Source organism: Synechococcus sp. MIT2312, assembly GCF_059772315.1.
In genome coordinates, this window is sequence record NZ_CM186281.1 from 1809341 (window position 1) to 1832685 (window position 23345).

Below are 23345 nucleotides of genomic sequence, written 5' to 3' on the forward strand. Positions count from 1 at the left end.
TCCCGCCGGGAGGGATTAACAATCAGATCAAATCCTGATCATTTCCAGTTCCTGGCCACCACCTCGGCGAGGTCCACAACTCTTTGGCTGTAGCCCCACTCGTTGTCGTACCAAGCAACGATCTTGAAGAAGTTGTCACCCATGGCAAGGGTCAGATCCGCGTCAAAGATGGTCGACTGATTCGTACCGGCGTAGTCGCTGGACACCAAGGGCAGATCGCCGTACTTGATGATCTTGCTCATCGGGCCATCAGCAGCTGCCTTGAGGATCGACTTGATCTCATCGACGGAGGAAGCGCGGTTGGACTCGAACACCAGGTCAACGGCTGAGACGTTCGGAGTGGGCACGCGCATGGCGATACCAGTGAACTTGCCCTTCACAGCGGGATAGACCAGAGCCACGGCCTGAGCTGCACCGGTGGAGGTGGGAACCATGTTCACAGCTGCGGCGCGAGCACGACGCAGATCGCGATGGTTGTTATCGAGAATCCGCTGGTCGCCTGTGTAGCTGTGAATGGTGGTCATCAGGCCACGGTTGATGCCGATCGACTGATCGATCACCTTCACCAGCGGGGCAAGACAGTTGGTGGTGCAGCTGGCGTTGCTGAGGATGTCGAAATCTTCATGACGGTATTGATCCTCATTCACACCGACCACAAATGTGCCGACCTTGGGGCCTTTACCAGGAGCGGTGAGAATCACCTTCTTGGCACCGGCCTGAATGTGCATGCTGGCCTTCTCGTCGGTGTTGAAGACACCGGTCGATTCAAGAACCAGATCCACACCCCAATCCTTCCAGGGGCAATTGAGGGGATTGCGATCGGAGAAGAACTTCACCTGCTTGCCATTGACGATCATCGAATCGTCAGTGGTTTCGATCTTCACGCTGGGGTCGAGCTTGCCCAGAATGGAGTCGTAAGTCAGCAGGTGAGCACTGGTTTTAGGGTCCGAAGTGGCATTCACGCCCACAATCTCGATGTCGGTGTCAGCACCACGGCTGATCCATCCCCGCATCACATTGCGACCGATTCGGCCGAATCCATTGATCGCAACGCGCAGAGTCATATGAGGAGCGGACAATCCGCAGGGAATGGCCGCTGATCATACAGAAATCGCTAATTGCCAATGATTGGGCCCCAATAACGCATTTCTGAGTGGGCTAGCGCGACAGTCTGCGCCAATTGGTGGTCAGCAGGAAATGCTGATTTATGGTGCGCGTCCATGGCATTTGTTCTTGAGCAGATCGCTTGACAGCCCTTCCTCAGTGCACTTCATCGGTGCTGGCGGAATCGGCATGTCTGCCCTGGCGAGAATTCTGCTGAGCCGCGGTCACAAGGTGAGTGGCTCCGACCGCAAGCTCTCCCCAGCGATGGAGGCTCTTCAGTCGCTTGGGATGGTGACTTTCACCTCGCAGACTGCAAATAATTTTGATGAACTGAAAACACGGGGTTTAGCCACGCCATTGGTGGTAATCAGCAGCGCCATCCCCGAAAGCAATCCTGAACTGGCCGCAGCCCGGCAATTGCAGCTGACCGTCTGGCATCGCTCCGACCTACTCGCTGCCCTGATTGATCAACAGCCTTCGATCGCAGTGGCGGGCAGTCACGGCAAAACCACCACAAGCACAGTGGTGACCTCACTTCTGCACAGTGCTGGTGAAGATCCCACCGCTGTCATCGGTGGGATCGTTCCCTGCTACGCAAGCAACGGACATGCGGGTTCGGGCCGTCTGCTGGTGGCAGAAGCCGATGAATCCGATGGCTCCCTGGTGAAATTCAACGCAACCCTGGGGGTGATTACCAATCTGGAACTGGATCACACCGATCACTACAGGGATCTCGACGATCTGATCACCACCATGCGGCGCTTCGCTGCCGGTTGCGGTCGACTGCTTGCCAATCAGGACGACCCGATCCTGAGCGAACATTTCCAAGCTGATGCCTGGTGGTCAGTGCAACGCAGCGACAATGTTGACTTCGCCGCTCTGCCAGTAGCCCTCGAAGGCGATCACACGGTTGCAGATCTCTATGAGCAGGCTGAGTACGTCGGGCGAATCACGTTGCCGCTGCCTGGGCTGCACAACCTGAGCAATGCACTGGGGGCTCTCGCTGCCTGCCGTTTGGAAGGAATTCCTCTCGAACGTCTGGTGACCCACCTCAATGAACTCAAGACACCTGGACGCCGCTTTGACTACCGCGGCGACTGGCAGGGACGCCTGGTGGTGGACGACTACGCCCATCACCCCAGTGAAGTGGCTGCAACCCTGGCGATGGCCGCTCTCATGGTGTCCAGTGGGCGAAGCCCGCTGCCGCGAAGTCCCAAACGATTGTTAGCGGTCTTCCAACCTCATCGATACAGCCGCACGCAGGAATTTCAGAACGAATTCGCGATGGCGCTCTCCAACGTCGACATCCTTGTTCTGGCTCCGGTGTTTTCAGCCGGTGAAACTCCCATCCCCGGTGTCAGCAGCGAAGCCCTGGCAGCGTGCATTCAGCAACACAGTGCCGATCAGACGGTTCTGGTGGCCGAAACCATGGACGAACTGGCTGATCTGGTTCGAGAGCACAGCTGTGCTGATGACCTTGTACTGGCGATGGGAGCCGGTGATGTGAACAGTCTCTGGTCACGGCTGTCACCGAACGCCTTACAGGAGCAGACGTCATGTCAGTCGACACTGACAGCTTGAGAGACCTAAAGGAACAGGGAATCCTGCAGGAGCAGGTCTCCCTGGCCCACTACACAACCTGGCGAGTGGGCGGACCTGCGCAGTGGCTGGCCGAACCGAATGAAGCCGATCAGATTCCCACCCTGCTCGATTGGGCAGCAAACGAAGGACTACCCGTCCGTGTGATCGGTGCAGGCTCCAATCTGCTGATCGCTGATACAGGGCTTCCAGGACTCACTCTCTGCCTGAGACGTTTGCAGGGACTTGATCTGGACGCCCAGACCGGCAGGGTGCGGGCAAGTTCTGGTGAACCGATCCCGACCCTGGCAAGGCGTGCGGCGAGAAAAGGATTGCAAGGGCTGGAGTGGGCCGTGGGCATCCCTGGCACCGTGGGCGGAGCCGCTGTGATGAACGCCGGTGCACAGGGTGGTTGCACCGCTGAACGACTGCTCAGCGTGGATGTGGTGCCTCTACAAGGCGATGATTTCAGCATCCGCAGGCTCGAGCGGGAATCGCTCGATTTCGCTTACCGCCACAGTGCTCTGCAGACCCAACCGTTCCTGGTGGTGGCCGCCGAATTTCAACTGGAAGCAGGTCATGATCCGGCCGAGCTGCAACAGCGCACCAGCGGAAACCTCAACCATCGCACCAGCACCCAGCCTTACAAACAACCCAGCTGTGGCAGCGTCTTTCGCAATCCAGAACCAGCAAAGGCCGGTCGTTTGATCGAAGGTCTTGGCCTCAAAGGCCGCCGTGTCGGAGGCGCACAGGTCTCTGAAGTGCACGCCAACTTCATTGTCAACACTGGAGGAGCCCGCGCTGCAGATATCCGCAACCTGATTGGCTTGGTGCAACAGGAGGTGGCCGATGCCCACGGCATCCAGCTCCAGCCGGAAGTGAAACGACTGGGATTCGAGATGTCGGCCTAACCTTTCGGTTCCTTCAGCAATGCCATGGCCGGGTTCGGACTTCCCAATTTTGGACAGCTCACCGAAGCCTTCCGCAAGGCACAGCAGATCCAGCAAGACGCTCAGAAACTGCAGGAAGAGCTCGATGCCATGGAGATCGAAGGCAGCAGCGAAGACGGCCGAGCCTCCATCTGGCTTTCAGGCAACCAACAGCCCCTGCGTGTGAAGTTGGATCCCAGCCTGCTGAACGAAGGGCAAGAAGCCGCTGAAGCCGCCACACTCGCCGCACTTCAGTCGGCTTACGAACGTTCCACTGGAACCATGAAGGAGCGAATGCAGGAGCTCACCGGCGGGCTCGATCTCAACCTGCCCGGAATGAGCGGCTGATCTCAAGAAGCTCCTCCACGGCTTTGCGGTACAGGGGATAACGCTCCCAGTCGCGAGTCACACCACAACCTGGCTCATCCCGGTGCAGACAGTCACGGAAACGGCAGGGGTGTTGATCAAGCTGGACACGCAGCTCTGGGAACAGCACCTCCAGATTGGACACATCATCCGGTAACTCCGGACGATTGAACCCTGGAGTGTCAGCAACTCTGGAGCCAGGAGAGAACGCATGCAATTCCACATGACGCGTGGTGTGACGGCCCCTCTGCAGACGACCTGAGACCGCACCCACCCGTAACGCCAGTCCGGGCAGGAGACCATTCAGCAACGAACTCTTGCCCACCCCCGAAGGGCCGCACAGCACCGAGATTGGAACGGTCGCCAAGTGAGCGCGCAGTTCCTCCAGACCCATTCCCGAACGAGTGGACACAAGAATCGGTTCATAGCCCCATCCCTGCAGACGTTGACGCAGTTGTGACAGAGCATCGGCATCCAGCAGATCGCACTTGGTCAGCACGAGCAACACCTGCAATCCTGTTTTTTCAGCCGTGAGCAGGAACCTGCTGACCTGAGCGGCATCAAAAGCAGGTTGCTCAGCGGCGACCGCCACCAAGATGCAGGAGGCGTTGGCCACGGGAGGACGAACCAGAAAACTGCTCCGAGGTTCCACTTCAGCAACCACGGCCCTGGCGTGATCACAGTCAATGGCTTCCACACGCACTCGATCGCCCACGTGGACCGCAGCACCGCGATGGTTCAGCCGGGTACGACGCGTGCAGAGCAGACGGGAAGGAACATCAGCAGGTGGAGCCTCCAGCTCCACCTCGAGGTAGTTGGCCTGCAGTGCAACGACCATGCCCGGATGCAGCTCAGAGCTAATCACCGGCACAGATCACCTTCAAGCGCACCTGTGCATCCGAGAGACGCTCCACATGGACCTGATGGCCATCACGGCGCAGTCCTGGAACCACCATCTCTTCTGGCTCACCAGGATCGAGATCCACCTGAAGGCATTGACCGGCAGTCATGCTCTCAAGCGTGAGCCGACAGCGAATGAAATTGAGCGGACAGGGCGTCCCACAGAGATCGAGCTGACGATCAGGGAGACGCTCCGTCATGGTCAACGCTGTCCGAACAGACGCGCAAACAGACCGCTCTTGTGGTGATGGTGCTGCTCTCCCCTGGCGGAGTGATGACCAGCCAGCTCCTCGAGCAGTCCCTTCTCCTCGGTGTTGAGACGGGTGGGGAGCTTCACATTCACCGTGATGCGTTGATTGCCGCGGGCCACAGGATTGCCCAACTTGGGAATGCCCTTGTTTTCAAGGGTGAGAACTGCATTGGGTTGCGTTCCAGCAGGAATCTCGAGGCTGGTTGGACCGTCCACGGTGTCCACTTCGATGGTGTCGCCGAGAATCGCCTGGAGGTAGCTCACTTTCACTTCGGAGTGGACCGTCAATCCATCCCTCTGCAACGACGGGTGGGGTTTAACGGTCAGGAACACGTACAAGTCGCCAGAGGGACCGCCGCGTAAGCCAGCATTGCCCTCACCAGTCACCCTGAGACGTGTGCCGGTGTCAACACCAGCAGGAATGTTGATCCGCAACTTCTTGCGCACCTGAGTAACACCCTGACCGCCACAGGCATTGCAGGGATCAGCAATCACCTGACCAGTGGCATTGCAGCTGGGACATTCCGCCACCTGGGTGAAACTGCCGAAAGGAGTCCTGGTCGCCCGGCGCACTTGGCCGACACCTCCACAGGTCGAGCAGGTGGTGGGACCACTGCCGCTCTTGGCACCACTGCCGGAGCATGTGCTGCAGGTTTCCAAGTGAGGAACACGAATCTCCCGCTCCTGTCCGAACACCCCCTGTTCAAAATCGATCGTGAGGTCGTAACGCAGGTCATCTCCCTGCTGAGGTCCACGACGGCGTTGCTGACGACCACCACCGGCGGCACCACCGAACCCGCTGAAAAAGGTTTCAAAAATATCGGCGAACCCACCCATGTCGCCCATATCGGGCATGCCAGCAGCGCCACCGAGTCCCGCCTCACCGAATTGGTCGTAGCGACCACGGGTCTGGGGGTCACTGAGAACCTCGTAGGCACGACCGATCTCTTTGAAGCGATCCTCTGCGCCGGGTTCTTTGTTGATGTCGGGGTGATATTGGCGCGCCAGACGCCGATAGGCCCGTTTGAGGGTGTCGGCATCAGCATCCCTGCTGACTCCGAGCAGCTCGTAATAATCGGCCATCAGCTGGACGTCCCGAAGATCACAGTAAAAGCAGAGGTCTGATCAACCGTTGGCATCTCCCGAAGCCTCCCCTTCAGTCGTCACGTCGGCATCAGAAGTGGACGTCTCGCTGGCGGTCGTCTGTTGCGGGCCAGGCCCCATCGACACCTTGACCATGGCGTGACGCAGGACGCGGCCGTCGAGGTGATAGCCGCGCTGCAGCTCCTCAATCACCACATCTTCGGAATACTCCTCACTGGGCTCACGCAGCACCGCCTCGTGCAGGGTTGGATCAAACTCCTGGCCGACCACTCGCATCGGAGCAACACCAAGCTGTTTGAGCACCTCAACCAGCTGTTTGTAGAGCCCCTGATAGCTGCGGTGAAGCCCCTGGGCTTCCTCCGTCTGAGGATCGAGCTGCTGACGAGCACGCTCGAAATTATCCACAACGGGAAGAATTTCACTGAGGGTGCTGCAGATGAGCTGCAGCTTGAGGTCGTCCTGGTCGCGACTCTGACGCTTGCGGAAGTTGTCGAAGTCGGCAGCGATGCGCACGTACTGACCGCGCAACACCTCATGCTCCTCTCTGAGCGCGGAGTGCTCCTTCTCCAGCTGCTCAAGACGGGCCTCGTTGTCGACGGACTGTGTCCCTGACTCCGATTCGGCTGCGCCTTCAGAGGACGCTGCCTCATCCACGACTGGTGTCGTGTCCAGAGTTTCGGTTGGCGTCACGGCAGGTTGCTGGCCGTCGGAACCAGCCGACGACGGATCCTGCGCTGGGGTGGAAGCATCGCCACTCATGCTGACCGGTTGCGAATTCACGTCTAGACATGTTGATAGGTGAGGCAGTCCTCCCACAAGCGGGGGAAGCCCGCACCTTTCTGCGACTTTGATCCGTGAGCGAAGACCGCCGGCATCTGGAACTGGAACTGCTTCTTCAGAGGTCTATTCCAGGCAATCTCGGCATCGCTGATGAACCGGTGCTGCTCGAAGAACTGGAAACAATGGGATTTGATCCTGTCCGTCATGCCGCGCTTGCGGACAGGCTGACGGAGCTGCTCAGCAAGAAATCCGCTGTCAGTGACGAAGCTCCCCACGGGGAACCGGCGATCACGGAACCATCGCAGCGATCCAACGCCGTCGTCGTGACCAACAGCCAGACGTCAGCTCCGGAAGGTTCAGAAAGCGAAAGCGTGGCTGAGACAGCCATCTCCTATCTGAAGGACTTCACCGTCGACGGGGTGCTGGAAGCCGATCCCGATGAGGAGAATGCCGACTCCTCTAAACCGCAGGATCTTGAATCCGGCCTCAACGATGCAGAACGCTCCCCCGTGATCGATCTGGTGGATCGCATCCTGATGCAGGCCCTTGAACTGGGTGCCAGCGACATCCATGTGGAGCCTCAGCAAGCCGGGCTTCAACTGCGCTTCCGTCAGGACGGAGTGCTGCAAAGCCAGATCGAAACCCTTCCGAGCCGACTGGTGCCAGCGGTGACCTCCAGGTTCAAGATCATGGCGGACCTTGACATCGCCGAACGCCGGCTCCCCCAGGACGGTCGCATCCGGCGAAGGTTCCAGAACCGCACGGTGGATTTCCGCGTGAACAGTCTGCCCAGTCGCTACGGGGAGAAGATCGTGCTGCGGCTGCTGGACAGCTCCGCCACCCAGCTGGGTCTCGACAAGCTGATTTCCAATCCTGAAGCCCTGAAGCTGGTGCGCGCTCTGGGGTCCAAACCCTTCGGAATGATCCTGGTGACAGGACCGACTGGATCCGGCAAGTCCACCACGCTCTATTCCCTGCTGGCGGAACGCAACGAACCAGGAATCAACATCTCCACGGTGGAGGATCCGATCGAATACGCCCTGCCAGGCATTACCCAATGCCAGGTGAACCGGGAAAAAGGTTTCGATTTCAGTCAGGCACTGAGAGCCTTCATGCGCCAAGACCCGGATGTGCTGCTTGTGGGCGAAACGCGCGATCTGGAAACAGCGAAAACAGCCATCGAAGCCGCTCTCACCGGTCATCTGGTGCTCACCACCCTCCACTGCAATGACGCTCCCAGCGCCATCGCCCGACTCGACGAGATGGGTGTGGAGCCGTTCATGGTCAGCGCCTCACTGATCGGGATTGTGTCCCAGCGTCTGCTGCGGCGGGTCTGCTCCCAATGCCGTATTGCCTACCGGCCTGATCCCGAGGAACTGGGTCGCTTCGGACTGATGGCCAGCAACGAAGCGGACGTCAGTTTCTTCCGGGCCAACCACCATGAAGGCCAGGCCGAGCCTTGCCCCAAGTGTCAGGGCAGCGGGTACAAGGGGCGAGTCGGCGTCTACGAAGTGCTGCGCATGAATGAGGCGTTGGCAACCACCGTGGCCAAAGGCGCCACCACGGACATGGTGCGCCAGCTGGCTCTTGAGGGAGGCATGAAGACTCTGCTGGGCTACAGCCTCGATCTGGTGAGGGAGGGACACACCACCCTGGAGGAAGTGGGCCGCATGGTGCTAACCGATTCCGGCCTGGAATCAGAGCGCCGGGCCAGAGCCCTGAGCACGCTCACGTGCAGCAGCTGTGGTGGCGGACTTCAGGAAGGTTGGCTGGAATGTCCTTACTGCCTGACCCCACGTCACTGAGGAGCGAGCGATGGAGCTGATGATCGAAGACCTGATGGAAGAACTGGTGAAAGGCGGAGGCAGTGATCTGCACATCGCGAGCGGCCAGCCCCCCTACGGACGCTTCAGCGGGCAACTGCGGGCGATGCGTGATGAAGCCCTGCTCGAGGAGAGCTGCAACCGGCTGATCTTCTCAATGCTCAACAACAGCCAGCGCAAGACTCTGGAGCAGACATGGGAACTCGACTGCGCCTACGGCCTCAAGGGAGTGGCCCGCTTCCGGGTCAACGTCTATCGCCAGAAAGGAAGCTATGCGGCCTGTCTGAGAGCACTCGGCAGCTCGATTCCAAGCATCGAGCTGCTCAACCTCCCACCCGTGGTGGTGGAGACCAGCAAGCGACCACGGGGTCTGGTGCTGGTCACCGGACCGACCGGCTCAGGCAAAACGACCACCCTGGCCGCACTTCTGGATCACATCAATCACACCCGCGCCGAGCACATCCTCACGATTGAGGACCCGATCGAGTTCGTCTACAAAAGCGATCGAAGCCTCGTACACCAGCGCCAGCTGAATGAGGACACCCGCAGCTTCGGCAATGCGCTCAGAGCAGCCCTGCGTGAAGACCCGGACGTGATCCTGGTGGGTGAAATGCGCGACCTTGAGACGATTCAGCTGGCGATCAGCGCGGCGGAAACCGGTCACCTCGTCTTCGGCACTCTGCACACCAGTTCTGCCGCCCAGACCGTTGACCGCATGGTGGATGTGTTCCCACCCGCACAGCAAACCCAGATCCGCGTGCAACTGTCGGGAAGTCTGGTGGCGGTCTTCTCCCAGACGCTCTGTCGTCGCAGCAATCCCGAACCTGGTCAGTTCGGCCGAGTGATGGCTCAGGAAATCATGATCAACACTCCGGCCATCGCCAACCTGATCCGCGAGGGCAAGACCGCTCAGCTGTATTCACAGATCCAAACCGGCGGTGAACAGGGGATGCAGACCCTGGAAAAAGCACTGGCAAATCTCGTGAGTGATGGCGACATCGATCTACGGGAAGCATTGGCGAAAGCCAGCAAACCTGCTGAGCTTGAGCGTCTTGTCGGCAGCTGAGAGGTCCACTCCCGCCATGGCCACATTCACTGCCACCTACACCTCCGCAACTGGTCAGGAGCGAACGCTGACGGTCAAAGCCAACGATGTGGCCACGGCCAAACGTCAGTTGAGACGACGCGGCATCAAAGCCACCGAGTTACGTGCCAGTGATACCGGTTCCGGACGAAACAGGAAAAAAGAAACCTCTGCCAAAGCCGATGGAACATCCGGCGGGAGCTTGCTCTCCATTGATCTGGGAGAAGCATTCCAGAAACCTCCAGGTGTGAAGGAGAAAGCGGTCTGGGCCAGCAAGCTGGCAGCGCTGGTGGATGCAGGAGTGCCGATCGTGCGCAGTCTCGATCTGATGAGCACCCAGCAGAAGCTGCCGATGTTCAAAAAAGCGCTCACCGCTGTGGGCATGGAAGTGAACCAGGGCACAGCAATGGGTGCCGCCATGCGTCAGTGGCCGAAAGTGTTCGATCAGCTGACGGTGGCGATGGTGGAGGCCGGAGAGGCCGGTGGAGTTCTCGATGAATCACTGAAACGTCTAGCCAAGCTTCTGGAGGACAACGCCCGCCTGCAGAACCAGATCAAGGGTGCACTCGGCTACCCCGTGGCGGTGCTGGTGATCGCCATCCTTGTGTTCCTGGGCATGACCATTTTTCTGATTCCAACCTTCGCCGGCATCTTTGAAGACCTGGGCGCGGAACTGCCTCTGTTCACGCAGCTGATGGTGGATCTGAGCAAACTGCTGCGGTCTTCAGCCGCTCTCGTCTTTGCTGGCGCGCTTCTCGTCGCTGTCTGGCTGTTCAATCGCTATTACGCGACCGACAAGGGCCGACGTGTGGTGGATCGCTTGATGCTCAAGGTGCCCCTGTTCGGGGACCTGATCATGAAAACGGCGACCGCACAGTTCTGCCGGATCTTCAGCTCACTGACCAGAGCCGGCGTTCCCATCCTGATGGCACTGGAAATCTCCAGTGAAACGGCAGGCAATTCGATCATTTCCGATGCCATCCTCGACTCAAGAGCGCTGGTTCAGGAAGGGGTGCTGCTGAGCACGGCGCTGACGCGACAGAAAGTTCTACCCGACATGGCTCTGAGCATGCTCACGATCGGCGAGGAAACCGGCGAAATGGACCAGATGCTCAGCAAGGTGGCCGACTTCTATGAAGACGAGGTCTCCGCTTCGGTCAAGGCACTCACCTCAATGCTGGAGCCGGCGATGATTGTTGTGGTCGGGGGAATCGTGGGCTCAATCCTGCTGGCGATGTATCTGCCGATGTTCAGCGTGTTTGATCAGATTCAATAACGAGCTCCTGGGATTCGACAGCGGCGATGGCCTGTCCCGCCAGCCAGCCGCCGCTCCAGCAAGCCTGGAAGTTGAATCCACCGGTGACACCATCAACATCCAGCAACTCACCGGCGACATAGAGCCCTGGACAACGACGACTTTCCATCGTGGCCAGATTCACTTCGCCCAGGGCCACTCCGCCAGCAGTGACGAACTCCTCGCCAAATGGCCCCCGGCCCTGAATCAGCAGGCGCTGAGCGCAGAGAATATCGACGAGCTGACGCTCAGCCTTCAACGGCAGATCCGCCCAACGGCGCTCACCATCCACAACAACGGCAGACAGAAAGGCCTGCCATAAACGACGTGGCAAGTGCTCAAACGGTTTGGCCGAAATCAAGGTGCGACGTGCCTTCTCCATCCGCCACTGCCGCAGCCTCTGCTCCACCCCCTGGTGGCCCAGGCCCCCACTCCAGTCCACCTTGAGTACCCCTTTGTAGTGGCTGTCGTGCAGCGCCCGAGCGGCAAAAGCCGAGAGTCGCAGCGTTGCCGGACCACTGAGTCCGCGATGGGTGATCAGGACCCGACCGGTTTGCCGAAAGCGCTGATCCCCGAGCTTCAGATCAAGGCTCACATCATCAATGGCAATACCACTGCAGGCAGCAAGTGTTTTGGACTGAAGCGACAGGCTGAACAACGAGGGAACCGGCGGCACCACTTGATGACCAAGGGACTCCGCAAGTTTTCGACCACTGGGATGACCACCGGTGGCCAGCATCACGTTGCGAGCCTTGAGTGGCTGATCAAGCCCACGCCCATCAACCACAAAACCACCATCGGTCTGCACCTCAACCTGCTGCACCATCACCTTGGTCCGCAGCTGCACCCCCACCCCAGTGGCGGCGTTCTGCAAGCACTGGATCACCGCCTCTGAACGGTTCTGCTGCGGAAACATGCGGCCGTCTGGTTCCTCAACAAGGGTGAGGCCATGTTCATCAAACCAGGCGATCGCATCACCACAGGCGAAACGACTGAATGGACCCCGCAATGGACGTCTGCCACGGGGGTAATGGCTGGACAGTTCAGCGGGATCCCAGCAGGCATGCGTGACATTGCAGCGGCCACCACCGCTGATGCGCACCTTCTGAAGTGGCTCCGGCGTGGCCTCCAGAACCACGATCTCGCGCACACCCTGTTCAGCCGCGGTGATCGCTGCCATGTAACCGGCAGGACCACCCCCGATCACGATCAGATCATGCGGCCTCGAAGCGCAGAGCGACGCCGTTGTTGCAGTAACGCTTGCCGGTGGGTCTGGGACCGTCATTGAACACATGACCCTGGTGGCCGCCACAGCGGCTGCAGTGGTATTCCGTGCGCGGAACAATCAACTTGAAATCTACTTTCGTGTCGATAGCAGCTGGCAGGGGCTGCCAGAAGCTTGGCCAACCCGTGCCGCTGTCGTACTTGGCCTGCGATGAAAACAACGACAGATCACACCCCGCACAGTGATAGATACCGGATCTCTTCTCGCTGTTGAGCTCACTGGTGAACGGGGGTTCGGTGCCTTCCCTGCGAAGCACCTGATACGAATCCGAGGACAAACGTTTCTTCCATTCCTGATCGGAGAGATCCCACTTGGAATCCGTCGCATCGGAAGCAGCGGAAACCTGCTTGGGAGACCGGAAAACACCAACCAGCCCTGAAACCGTGGCGAACAGCATGGATCGTCTGCTCAACAGCCACTTTTCGAAGGTGGAGGGCATCACGGATGTCGCGTCGTTGCTGAGACCGTTCTAAACAACTCAGAACCAGGAACCAGGCAGCATGGAGGGATGGATTCCCTCACCAGAACCGATCGGGAACCTTGCTGGCGCTTCAGCATTGCTCCAATGCTGGACTGCACAGACCGGCATTTCCGCCAGCTGATGCGCCAAATCAGCCGTCATGCATTGCTGTACAGCGAAATGGTGGTAGCCCAGGCACTTCACTACAGCAAGCGCAGGGAGCGCCTGCTCGACTTCGATGTGGAGGAGCATCCGATCGCACTGCAAGTTGGCGGGGATCAGCCAGCCCTGCTGGCCGAGGCCGCTCGGATGGCAGCGGACTGGGGCTACGACGAAATCAACCTGAATGTGGGATGCCCAAGCCCTCGGGTTCAGGCCGGCAATTTTGGAGCCTGCCTGATGGCAGAACCCGGCCGCGTGGCCCGGTGTGTGGAAGCGATGGTGGCCGCCAGCGCCCTGCCGGTGACAGTGAAACACCGGGTTGGCATTGACGACCTCGACAGCGACACCCTGCTCACTGCTTTCGTGGACCAGGTGGCCGCGGCCGGAGCCACCCGCTTCAGCGTGCATGCGCGCAAAGCCTGGCTGGATGGCCTCGATCCCAAACAGAACCGCACGATCCCTCCGTTACAGCACGAGCGCGTGATTGCGCTCAAGCAACGCAGGCCCGAGCTCAAAATCGAGCTCAACGGCGGACTCGACACCCCGGAGCAGTGCCTGTCTGCTCTGCATCACTGCGACGGCGCGATGGTTGGCCGGGCCGCCTACGCCCATCCCCTGCGCTGGGCATCGATGGATGCCCTGATCTTCGGGGACGCTCCACGAACGGTGAAGGCATCGGAGGTGATTACAGGCCTGATGCCCCATGCCGAACGTCACCTGAAACGGGGTGGCCGTCTGTGGGACCTGTGCCGCCACCTGGTGCACCTGGTGGAAGGAGTTCCGGGAGCTCGCCACTGGCGGCGCGACCTTGGTGAGCAAGCCCAGCGCGCAGGGGCTGACCTCAGCGTGCTGGAACATTCAGCCCGGCAACTCAAAGAAGCCGGGCTTTAATCGCTGAAACTGAACGAATGAGTGACTCAGCCTTCGGCGCCGCCGTAACCGCCGTAGTCATCTCCACCGCCATCAGCGCCGCCGCCATAGCTGCTTCCACCACCATCGTTCGGGGAAGCACCACCACGACGACGACTGCGCCGACCCTCTTCAACACCGCCTCCGTAAGGAGAACCTGACGGGTCGCCCCCGCCAGCAGCTCCACCACCGCTGTAACCGCCACCGGAGGAACCGCCTCCATAGCTGCGATCTTCCCAACCACGGGCACCGGAGCGTCGATCACCACCGCCGCCGCCGTAGCCACCACTGCCGTAGCCGCCACCACCACCACCGCCGCCGTAGCCACCACCGCCGCCACGACGAGGCGCACTACCGCGAGGCTCAGCTTTGTTGATGCGGAGGGGACGACCCATTAATTCAGCGCCCTGGAGAGCTTCGATCGCCGCGGCCTCCGCCGCTTCATCGACCATCTCCACGAAGGCGAAACCACGTTTGCGACCGGTGTCACGCTCAAGAGGAAGGGCACAGTTCGTGACCTCTCCATGAGCGGCAAACAGTTCGATCACGTCTTCCTGCTCAGCGCGGAAGGGCAGATTGCCGACAAAAATGCTCACTTGACTGCTGGACCTGAAGAGAAAGGACCCAATCGGATCAGACAAGCCATCGGTTCAAGATCCAAGAAAGGATCTGCAACCTCTGGCTCACTCAGGGTAGACCCGGTCTCGCGAAATGATCAGTGATTCGTTAACTCGAGCCGATCGCTCCAGAGCGCCAACTGCTCCTCGACCCGCTCAAACCCGGTACCGCCTTCACTCAGGCGAGCGGCGACAACCTGACGGGGCGCGAGAGCATCAAACAGATCAGCGTCAATCGAGGGATGGAACTGCTGCCAACGTTCAAGGCTCAGATCACGCAGCAACACTCCATCGCTCAGACATTGCTTCACCACGGAACCAACGATTTGATAAGCCTCGCGGAAAGGAACCTTTCGGGCCACCAGATAGTCGGCCACATCGGTGGCATTGGAGAAATCTGAACCGACGGCGGCTTCAAGCCGATCAGGACGAAAGCTCAGCCCTTCCTCAATCAGGATCGTCATCGCCTCAACGCACTGGACGCTGGTGTTCACCACATCAAACAGCGCTTCCTTGTCTTCCTGGAAATCCTTGTTGTATGCCAGCGGCAGCCCCTTGATCATGGTCAGCAGCCCCTGCAGATGACCAAACACCCGACCACACTTGCCACGGACCAGTTCAGGAACATCAGGATTCTTCTTCTGAGGCATCAGGCTGCTGCCAGTGGCGCAACGGTCGCTCAGACGCACAAATCCGCATTCCTCCGACGCCCAGAAGATCACCTCCTCGGCCAGACGGCTGAGGTGAACCATCAACAACGATGCGGCAGCTGAAAACTCCACAGCGAAATCGCGGTCACTCACAGCATCCAGGCTGTTGGCATAAATCCCTTCGAATTCCAGGGCTGCAGCGGTGCTGCGCCGGTCAATCGGCACCGGCGTTCCAGCCAGGGCAGCGGCACCAAGCGGGGAGCGGTTAACGCGCTTGCGCACATCCTGAAACCGTTGACGATCCCGCTCGAGCATCTCCACGTAAGCAAGCAGGTGGTGCGCCAAACAAACGGGCTGGGCCCTCTGCAGGTGGGTGTAACCGGGAATCAGCGTGTTGCGGTGCTCAAGCGCCTGACGCAGCAAAGCGGTCTGAAACAGCCGCAGCTGCGGGTCGAGCTCATCAATTCGACGACGAAGCCAGAGACGCAGATCCGTGCCCACCTGATCATTGCGACTGCGGCCGGTATGCAGCTTTTTTCCCACCGGCCCCAGCAGTGCAATCAGCCGACGCTCGACAGCGAAGTGCACATCCTCATCGTCGAGACCGGGATTGAAGCTGCCGGCAGCCGCCTCTGCGCGAATCTGTTCCAGACCACTGCAGAGCTGATCAGCCTCCACCGTCTCAATGACTCCGCACTCAGCCAGCATGCGGGCATGGGCCACTGAACCATCCAGATCCTCCTGAAGGAGATGGATATCGAAGCCGATCGAGGCGTTGAACCGTTCGATCGCCGGATGCAGTCCCTGTTCGAACCGGTCACTCCAGGTGGCGGAGCCTCCGCCCGTCACTCCACCTGCCATGGGCCACCCTCAACACAGATGCAATCAGCTTGTCAGGCCGGAGACCGAGGAACCGATGGCAACATCAACCCTTCCCGAACCTTGAGAACCACCATCGAGGCATCGTCCTCGAGCTGTCGATCCGGCCCCACAAAGCGATCAAGCCGGCCGAACAATTGATCAAGGATGCCCTGCGAACCCGTACCCGAACGACAGGCGGTCTCGAGGTTGCGGATCAGGCGTGCCTCATCGAAGCGATCACCCGTCAACCCAGGGGCCTCGGTGACGCCATCGGTGTAATACAACAGCACATCGCCGGGTTCGAGCACCGTGGAACCACTTCCATATTCCGCTTCTGGCTGCAGACCGATCAACAGACCCGGTGCATCCAGACGACTGATGCAGCGTTGCTGCGCACGCCAGATCAAAGGCGGATTGTGCGCAGCATTGGCGAAGCGAAGACGACGCGTTCGCGGATCAAAATCCGAATAGAACAGCGTCACAAAGCGGTGCGACTGGGATAGATCCTCAAGCGCGAGCTGGTTGAGGTCATGAAGGATGCGGTCTGGCGGTAATCCGCTCAGCACTTCCGCACGCAACATGCCGCGCAGCATCGTCATCAGCAGACCGGCTGGAACGCCCTTACCCATCACATCGCCCATCACCAGCGACCAGCGACCTCGCTCACGCCGACGACCGATCAACTCCGGACGGGTGGGGATGAAGTCGTAGTAATCACCACCCACCTGAAAAGCCGGACGGCATCGAGCCGCCAGTTCGACTCCCTCAATCACCGGACAATGATCCGGCAGCAACTGGGCCTGAATCTCAGCACCGATGCTGAGCTGGCGATCCATTCGCTCATGCAGGCGGGCCTCCTGAAGCATCTGATCGTTTTCGATCGCAACCCCGGTGAGATCCGCCACCAGCTGCACATTGCGACGGTGGGCATCACTCCAGACCAGCGAACCAGAAGTGTTGAACACATAGAGGCGTCCGCGCTGGCGACCTCTGGCCACCAGAGACGTTGCGAACACACCAGCCGATCCGAGGTGACTTTGGACCAGTCGATCGAGGCCAAGCACGAGGGCATCATCGGAACCGAACCCGGACGAACGTCCAGGCTCATGGTTGATCACCGCCTGCAACAACGTCTCCGAGCGCAACACGGACTGCATCTGCAACTGATCAGTCCACACCCGCCCGTCAGCCTGATAGGGAATGAGCAATGCACCATCGACCCCCACCAGACGAGCAGCCACCACGGGCACAAGCTCAAGGAAGCGATTGAGGTTGGTGAAACTGCGCAGCGCAAAACCGATCGAAACCAGCAGCTCCTGATTGGCGCGCTGTTCCTTGGAAAGACTGTCGAGCAGCTGACGCAGCGACGTTGTCGCCGTCAGTGAAGGAGGCCCCGAACGAAGCGAAGAAGCCGGATGGCGCCGTGATGGATTGCTGCTCACGGCAACCCCTGGCAGGAACCGCAAGGTAGCAACTCTGACCGGAGAAAGCTGAACGTTTCAGTTCCGCCTTGGAAACAACGGTCAGCGACCTGCCAGCAGTGCTTCCACAAACTCGAAACTGTTGAACGGCCGCAGATCTCTGATTCCCTCCCCGGCACCGATGAAGCGGATCGGCAAACCGGCCTCGGAAGCCACCGCCAGAGCCACTCCACCTCGGGCCGTTCCGTCGAGCTTGGTGATCACCACGCCTGTGAGTCCAACAGTTTTGGCAAAGGCCATCGCCTGCTTAAGACCGTTTTGTCCCTGACTGGCATCGAGCACGAGCAGGGATTCCACATGAGCTTCAGGAGCCAGACGATCGACAACTCGACGAATCTTCTCCAGTTCTTCCATCAGGTTGTGCTTCGTCTGCAGGCGACCGGCCGTGTCAACCAACACAAGATCAGTGCCCTTGGATCGGGCGGCTCCAATGGCATCGAACACCACTGCCGCTGGATCAGCGTTGGAGGAAGGGTTGGCAATCACAGGCACATCACTGCGATCTCCCCAGACCTGAACCTGCTGTACCGCCGCGGCCCTGAACGTGTCGGCCGCTGCGATCATCGCCGAGTAACCACTACGGACAGCGAGGTTGGCAAGTTTGCCGAGCGTGGTGGTCTTACCAACACCGTTCACACCGACCATCAGCCACACGTTGAGCTGATCACGCTGAGGAGCCAGCAACTTCACGCCGCTGTCGCGCGTGGGCTGGTCGAGCAGATCACGCAACTGTTCCTTGAGGAAGCGAATGCCTTCGGTGGGATCCACCACCTGTTCATTCATGCGCCTTCGCAAAGCATCCAGCACCTGATCTGTGGCCTGAACACCAGCATCTGCGCGCAGAAGCAGCGACTCGAGGTCGTCGAGCACCTCAGGCGTGAGCGGGTCATCACCGAGGTTTTCCAGCAGACCTGTGACAAAGCCCTGACGGGTCTTTTCCAGGCCCTGTCGCAGGCGGCCAAGCCAGTCGATCTCTTCCAGGGTGATCTGATCAGAGCGAAGACCTTGGGCGGCAAGAACCTCTGCTGACCAGGTGAAGGTTTCGTCGAACTCGCCAAGACTGGGTTCATCGGATTGATCAGCGGTCTGCTGAGGCTGAACAGACGCAGGCTTGGCTTGCACAGCAGCAACAGGTTCTGGAGCCTGCTCCAACTGCTGCTGTCGTTCCTGCCGCTGTGCCGCAGCCTGCTCAAGCAGAGACAGTCCGGGGGCAGGAGTTTCAACAGGGGCAGAGGGCTGTTGCTGTGCAGAAGGCTCTGGAGAGTCGGGTTCCGATGCTGGAACCACAGTGTCAGGCACTGGTGGCTCGGGAGACACCGCGACCGGCTCGTCAGTCACCGGTTCAGCCGTCACGGACTGCGTGGTCTTCTCAAGCTCCTTCTGGGCTTTCAGACGGGCATAGGCCTGCCGTGCCCACTCAAGTGGGTCATCCTCTTCCGAAGCAACGGCAGCCTGATCGGAGGGCGAGGGCTGATCCGTTGAATCCTGCACGGACTCAGCTCCAGCGGGCTCGGATTCGGACTGCGTGGAATCTTCAACCGATGCAGTCTGTCCTGAACCGTCCTGAGCAGTTCCAGGATCGAGGGTCTGCTCAGACTTCGATGGCTGCTCAGGAGGCTGGGGAGCCTCGGCGCTTCGATTGAACCAGTCGTAAACCATTCGGATAAGAGCAACGCCTAAGCAGTGGCGTTCTGTAGACGCCGCAGAACCCCATTAATCATGCGACGGCCCTGTTCATCGCTGTAGCGATTGGCAAGCTCCACGGCTTCGCTGCAGGCGACGGAAGCCGGCGTGTTCATTGATCGGAGATCAACCACTGCCAGGCGCAGGATGTCGCGATCAATGCGAGGCAGGCGACTGAGTCTCCAACCCTCCATCACACCGTCCAGTTGATCGTCAATGTCCTGACGAGACTTCAGGACTAACTGAATGCGGCGCATGGCTTCCTGACGCACCTGTTCCTGATCCGCAAGCGCCAGAAGACGAGGCAACTCCAGACTGGCCGACAGACCATTGAGCACCTGTTCCGCTCCTGTGAGCGTGTCGCGAAGATGGGTGCGCACAGAGGCCAGATCAGTCGAGGCACTGCCGTCCTGCAACTCGCTGTCAAGCAGCGATTGCTGAGCTTTTTCCAGATCGCCAGCGCAATGGTCAAGCACCTCTCGCCAGTGCTGCATCAAGCTGTCGAGTGCTTTCTGAAGCAATGTCTCGAGATTGTCCTGCGCTGCTGAGGAACGCTCTCGTTCAGCGCACTGACCGAGCACAAACAGTGCAAGCTCGCGGGAGAGAGTTCGGGTCTGCATAAGCGGCGGAATGTATCGAACGACGACTCACGACGATGAGGGTGCCACAGATGCTCTGAGCTGAGAGATCAGACTGGAAAAACTGCGATTCACCGGCGCTTCGCGTTCATCCGGATTCACAATGCCAGCGGAGATGATGGTTCTGAACGCATCCTCAACAGAAATATCAAGTTCTCTGACTGAGGCCTCAGGCACAAGCGTGTACCAACCTGTGGTGGGATTAGGCGCCGTCGGAATGAACACGCTCAGCAGGTTCTGACCGAGATCGGACTGAAGAGAAGGTCCCACCTGGCCTGTGACAAAACCAACGCTGTAAAGACCTTCCCGCGGGTACTCCACCAGCACGACGCGTCGAAAGCGGCGGGAATTATCGCGGAGAAATGTTTCCAGCAGCTGCTTGAGCGTTTTGTAGACGGAACCGGCGAGAGGAATGCGCTGCAGAGTTCCCTCTCCGAATTCCAGCAGCCATCGACCAACGATGTTTCTCGCCATCAACCCAATCAAGAGGATTCCCATCAAGGGAACCGTCAGCCCAAGCGCCAGGTTGATCAAATCCTGGAGCAGAGGATTGAGATTGATGAATGGATTGAACTGTTTGGGAATTGATGTGACGAACGCCAGCACAAATTTGCTGACAATCGTGGAGAGCCAGATGGTGGTGGCAAGCGGGATGACCACCAGAAGACCCGCAATCAGATCGTTCTTGAGATCATTCTGAAGCCTGGCGCTTAGCGGCAGGTCAGGTCTTGGATTGGACTGAACCAAGGAACGCCGGGGGCCTGGAGCCAACGAGTCACACCAACCTAACCAGCGGTCAGAGGACTGCGCCGAGAGCGAGCAGGACCAGCGCCACCGCCAACACGGCAGCACTGATGGTTCCGCCGAAGAAACGCTGATTCAGGGTCAGATCACGTTGGCGTTCCGCCTGCTGAATCTGCTCAGTCATCTGTGAGAGCTGCTTATCAATGAACGTCTGAGCAGCCTGAATCTTGTCCTCCTCGGTGGCATCAGCCGGCAGCTGACCTGCCTGAGCCAGCTGCTCGCCGAGAACCTTCACGTTCTCTGGATTCGCCGACTGTTGACGGGCCATCTCAAGCTGACTGCGTCTTTGCTCAAGGGTCTGATCGGCCTCTCCCATCAGGGATTGGTTGCCTGTGATTCCAAGCGGAATCACCGCGATCATGACCACAGCGAGAACTGCGGAAATAATGCAAACAACCCAGCGAATCGGCGTGCGGAGCTGCTGCGGGTGATCGAGACGCGACCCAATCAGCATCAGCAGCAAACCGACAAAACCCATCGGAGCCTGGCTCACAAGGCGTTCAATCAAAAGCTGTTGAAAAACCCCATCACTCCAGTCGGCAGCACTGAGCACCACTCCGATCTGTAATGCGAGCAGAAGCACCAAGGTGATTCCCAACCAGCGCAACAAGGGCGCGGCACGCAAAGAAGAATCTTGGGAGGGAGCTGACACGGCACGATGCCAAAAGGGAGCCCAACTTTAAGGTCAGGTTTTTGAATGTTCCAGCCAACGTTGCAGAGCTGAGCCTGGCCCTTAAGCGACGGGCCGTGGAGGAGGGATTCGACCCTGTTGGAATCGCTTCACTGCCAGGCAGCCAACGTTTGCAAATGCGGACTGCGGCATTGCAGCGCTGGCTGGAAGCAGGCCACCAAGCAGACATGAACTGGATGGCGGCACCGCGTCGCCTTTCAGCAGCAAGCCTCTTGGAAGGGGCTCAGAGCATTCTGGCGGTGGGCTTGAACTATCACGTCGCTGCCGAACGCCACTCCAACCGACTGGCTGTCGCCCGCTACGCCTGGGGAAGGGACTACCACAGAGTTGTGAATCAGCGACTTCGACGGGTGGGTCGCTGGCTGGAAACCATCCGACCTCACTGTCGCTGGCGCGTCTGCGTGGATGCTGAGCCACTGCTTGACAAAGCCTGGGCGGAAGAGGCAGGACTTGGCTGGATCGGCAAGCACAGCAACGTGATCCACCCCAGGAGGGGCTCATGGATGGTGATCGGTCATCTGATCACCACGGAACAACTCCAAGCCGATCAACCAGCCAAAGCGCGGTGCGGTCAATGCCGCGCCTGTATCGAAGCCTGTCCAACCAGTGCGATTACAGAACCGTTTGTGGTGGATGCACGGCGCTGCATCGCTTTTCACACTCTTGAAAACCGCAATCCAGAACTGCCTGCAGCCATGGCCGAAGCCATGGGGCCCTGGGTCGCTGGATGTGACATCTGCCAGGACGTCTGTCCTTTCAACCAGGGCGAGATCCCCTCCAGCGATGATCCTGATGTGCAACCGAGATCCTGGTTGCTGGACCTCCAGGCAGACCACATCCAACGCTGGACGGACGAGGACTGGAATGAGCGCCTGCGGGGATCGGCGCTACGCCGGATCAAACCCTGGATGTGGAGACGCAATGCCGCTGCAGCGAGACCTGACAATCCCCCTAGTGTGAGCTGATTCTTGGATCAGCAATGGGAGTTCAAGCTCGTAGAGGACTGAGCTGGCATCAGGCTCTGATGATCACGATGCTGACAGGAACCCTTGGTGCTCTCAGCGCTGCACCGGTGAGAGCTCTGACTCCCTACGTCTACACACCCAGCGCCCAGGAACTGGAGGGGGCCGGCGTTGGCATTGGCCGTACCGCTGCGCAATTGCTGCGCCTGGGGCAACCGGAGGAAGCAGCAAGTCTTGCCGCACTGGCCGTCAGACTCCAGCCCAATGACGAACGACTTTGGTCGGTTCTGGCTGAAGCGCAGCTGCGCAGTGATCAACTCAAAGCGGCCGCCGGCTCTCTGGCCAAGGCCAAGGCACTGAAACCGGGAAAAGCCGGACTCTGGTTTGCAGAAGCGTCGATTGCACTGCGCGACGAGCGTCCGGATGACGCCATCTCACTTCTCGATGAGGGTCTACGACTAGACCCCAAAAACGCGGGTGCCTACTTCGATCTCGGCAATGCCCGCGTGATGCAGTCGGACCTGAGACAAGCTCTGAAGGCTTTCGAGCAGGCCACAACCATCAAACCCAGCTTCTGGGAAGCCCTGAATAATCAGGCTCTTGTGCTGTTCGAAATGGGCAACACACCTGAAGCGATCAAACGCTGGCGCTCTGTGCTGTCGATCAAGAACAACCCAGAGCCGATGCTGGCTTTGGCTGCTGCACTCAACCAACAGAGTCCGGGCGACGCTGAATCGCTTGAACTGGCTCGTCAAGCGCTCGCTGAAGATCCCAATTACGTGCTGCCAGGGCATCAGGAGAATCAGCTCTGGGGCTCGAAACTTCGCCAGGCGACTGACGTTCTGCTGACGACACCCAGCCTCAGAGGCGCCGTCGAACGTGCTGAAGCCAATGCCGATCCCAAATCAGCTGAGTGATTCAGAAGGAAGA

The 23345-nt window shown here is 59.4% G+C and carries 23 protein-coding genes; 9 read left to right on the forward strand and 14 right to left on the reverse strand.

All coding sequences use genetic code 11. The features are described from left to right. Window positions 1-38 precede the first annotated feature (38 nt). On the reverse strand, window positions 39-1064 hold the full coding sequence (gene gap / locus AC6EI9_RS10190; protein ID WP_114990516.1) for a type I glyceraldehyde-3-phosphate dehydrogenase: 1026 nt from the start codon (window positions 1062-1064) through the stop codon (window positions 39-41). Window positions 1065-1233: 169 nt separating this feature from the next. Here gap and murC point away from each other — a divergent pair, with 169 nt between their 5' ends. From murC to AC6EI9_RS10205, 3 genes are read left to right on the forward strand one after another with little or no spacing between them, the layout of a single operon-like run. After that, on the forward strand, window positions 1234-2685 hold the full coding sequence (murC, locus tag AC6EI9_RS10195) for a UDP-N-acetylmuramate--L-alanine ligase (RefSeq protein WP_498467663.1): 1452 nt from the start codon (window positions 1234-1236) through the stop codon (window positions 2683-2685). Next, entirely contained in the window at window positions 2661-3593 is a 933-nt protein-coding gene (murB, locus tag AC6EI9_RS10200; protein ID WP_498467664.1) for a UDP-N-acetylmuramate dehydrogenase, read from the forward strand. The genes murC and murB overlap by 25 nt, the downstream gene beginning before the upstream one ends. Before the next feature lie 24 nt (window positions 3594-3617). Next, window positions 3618-3959: a YbaB/EbfC family nucleoid-associated protein gene (locus AC6EI9_RS10205; protein WP_498467665.1), complete on the forward strand. Its 342-nt coding sequence runs from the start codon at window positions 3618-3620 to the stop codon at window positions 3957-3959. On the opposite strand, the gene rsgA is transcribed toward AC6EI9_RS10205, so the two are convergent. The 4 genes from rsgA to grpE are packed head-to-tail and all read right to left on the reverse strand — an operon-like array spanning window position 3934 to window position 6990. Then, window positions 3934-4815, reverse strand: a complete 882-nt coding sequence (gene rsgA, locus AC6EI9_RS10210) for a ribosome small subunit-dependent GTPase A (protein WP_498467666.1) — start codon at window positions 4813-4815, stop codon at window positions 3934-3936. The two genes, AC6EI9_RS10205 and rsgA, sit on opposite strands and share 26 nt — an antisense overlap. A gap of 19 nt (window positions 4816-4834) precedes the next feature. After that, window positions 4835-5077 (reverse strand): sulfurtransferase TusA family protein, encoded by a 243-nt coding sequence (locus AC6EI9_RS10215; protein WP_498467667.1) that lies wholly within the window; start codon window positions 5075-5077, stop codon window positions 4835-4837. A 2-nt stretch (window positions 5078-5079) separates the two neighbouring features. Beyond that, window positions 5080-6210 carry a molecular chaperone DnaJ gene (gene dnaJ, locus AC6EI9_RS10220; protein ID WP_498467668.1) on the reverse strand — a complete coding sequence of 377 codons (1131 nt, stop codon included), beginning with the start codon at window positions 6208-6210 and terminating at the stop codon, window positions 5080-5082. A 42-nt stretch (window positions 6211-6252) separates the two neighbouring features. Further along, window positions 6253-6990: a nucleotide exchange factor GrpE gene (gene grpE, locus AC6EI9_RS10225; RefSeq protein ID WP_498470019.1), complete on the reverse strand. Its 738-nt coding sequence runs from the start codon at window positions 6988-6990 to the stop codon at window positions 6253-6255. 203 nt (window positions 6991-7193) lie between these two features. On the opposite strand from grpE, the gene AC6EI9_RS10230 reads away from it, so the two are divergent. Genes AC6EI9_RS10230 through AC6EI9_RS10240 form a run of 3 tightly spaced genes read left to right on the forward strand, consistent with a single transcriptional unit; the run spans window position 7194 to window position 11194 of the window. After that, window positions 7194-8816 (forward strand): GspE/PulE family protein, encoded by a 1623-nt coding sequence (locus AC6EI9_RS10230; protein ID WP_498470020.1) that lies wholly within the window; start codon window positions 7194-7196, stop codon window positions 8814-8816. 10 nt (window positions 8817-8826) lie between these two features. Further along, a complete protein-coding gene (locus AC6EI9_RS10235) occupies window positions 8827-9900 on the forward strand; it encodes a type IV pilus twitching motility protein PilT (protein WP_498467669.1) in 1074 nt (357 codons plus the stop codon). 16 nt (window positions 9901-9916) lie between these two features. Further along, window positions 9917-11194: a type II secretion system F family protein gene (locus AC6EI9_RS10240; protein WP_498467670.1), complete on the forward strand. Its 1278-nt coding sequence runs from the start codon at window positions 9917-9919 to the stop codon at window positions 11192-11194. Here the strand turns inward: AC6EI9_RS10240 and AC6EI9_RS10245 are convergent. Beyond that, complete coding sequence (locus AC6EI9_RS10245) at window positions 11169-12497, reverse strand: BaiN/RdsA family NAD(P)/FAD-dependent oxidoreductase (protein WP_498467671.1); 1329 nt, start codon at window positions 12495-12497, stop codon at window positions 11169-11171. The genes AC6EI9_RS10240 and AC6EI9_RS10245 overlap by 26 nt on opposite strands. Further along, on the reverse strand, window positions 12427-12936 hold the full coding sequence (msrB, locus tag AC6EI9_RS10250) for a peptide-methionine (R)-S-oxide reductase MsrB (protein ID WP_498467672.1): 510 nt from the start codon (window positions 12934-12936) through the stop codon (window positions 12427-12429). Before msrB ends, AC6EI9_RS10245 begins: the two co-directional genes overlap by 71 nt. Window positions 12937-13005: 69 nt before the next feature. On the opposite strand from msrB, the gene dusA reads away from it, so the two are divergent. Continuing rightward, window positions 13006-14010, forward strand: a complete 1005-nt coding sequence (gene dusA, locus AC6EI9_RS10255) for a tRNA dihydrouridine(20/20a) synthase DusA (RefSeq protein WP_498467673.1) — start codon at window positions 13006-13008, stop codon at window positions 14008-14010. A gap of 26 nt (window positions 14011-14036) precedes the next feature. Here dusA and AC6EI9_RS10260 read toward each other — a convergent pair whose 3' ends face one another. From AC6EI9_RS10260 to AC6EI9_RS10290, 7 genes are all read right to left on the reverse strand, one after another. Then, entirely contained in the window at window positions 14037-14624 is a 588-nt protein-coding gene (locus AC6EI9_RS10260; RefSeq protein WP_498467674.1) for an RNA recognition motif domain-containing protein, read from the reverse strand. A 119-nt stretch (window positions 14625-14743) separates the two neighbouring features. Next, window positions 14744-16156, reverse strand: coding sequence for an argininosuccinate lyase (gene argH / locus AC6EI9_RS10265; protein WP_498467675.1), 1413 nt, complete (start codon window positions 16154-16156; stop codon window positions 14744-14746). Window positions 16157-16188: 32 nt separating this feature from the next. Further along, window positions 16189-17598 (reverse strand): PP2C family protein-serine/threonine phosphatase, encoded by a 1410-nt coding sequence (locus AC6EI9_RS10270; protein ID WP_498467676.1) that lies wholly within the window; start codon window positions 17596-17598, stop codon window positions 16189-16191. A gap of 81 nt (window positions 17599-17679) precedes the next feature. Continuing rightward, window positions 17680-19296, reverse strand: a complete 1617-nt coding sequence (ftsY, locus tag AC6EI9_RS10275) for a signal recognition particle-docking protein FtsY (RefSeq protein WP_498467677.1) — start codon at window positions 19294-19296, stop codon at window positions 17680-17682. 17 nt (window positions 19297-19313) lie between these two features. Next, window positions 19314-19940, reverse strand: a complete 627-nt coding sequence (gene nusB, locus AC6EI9_RS10280) for a transcription antitermination factor NusB (RefSeq protein WP_498467678.1) — start codon at window positions 19938-19940, stop codon at window positions 19314-19316. A 27-nt stretch (window positions 19941-19967) separates the two neighbouring features. Further along, the gene (locus AC6EI9_RS10285; protein WP_498467679.1) at window positions 19968-20705 is read right to left on the reverse strand and encodes a DUF502 domain-containing protein; all 738 of its coding nucleotides are present in this window, start codon (window positions 20703-20705) and stop codon (window positions 19968-19970) included. A 49-nt stretch (window positions 20706-20754) separates the two neighbouring features. Then, window positions 20755-21414 (reverse strand): HpsJ family protein, encoded by a 660-nt coding sequence (locus AC6EI9_RS10290; protein ID WP_498467680.1) that lies wholly within the window; start codon window positions 21412-21414, stop codon window positions 20755-20757. A 41-nt stretch (window positions 21415-21455) separates the two neighbouring features. Here AC6EI9_RS10290 and queG point away from each other — a divergent pair, with 41 nt between their 5' ends. Together queG and AC6EI9_RS10300 are read left to right on the forward strand one after the other, a co-directional pair. After that, window positions 21456-22418, forward strand: a complete 963-nt coding sequence (gene queG, locus AC6EI9_RS10295; protein WP_498467681.1) for a tRNA epoxyqueuosine(34) reductase QueG — start codon at window positions 21456-21458, stop codon at window positions 22416-22418. Window positions 22419-22477: 59 nt separating this feature from the next. Beyond that, on the forward strand, window positions 22478-23332 hold the full coding sequence (locus tag AC6EI9_RS10300; protein ID WP_498467682.1) for a tetratricopeptide repeat protein: 855 nt from the start codon (window positions 22478-22480) through the stop codon (window positions 23330-23332). Window positions 23333-23345 lie beyond the last annotated feature (13 nt).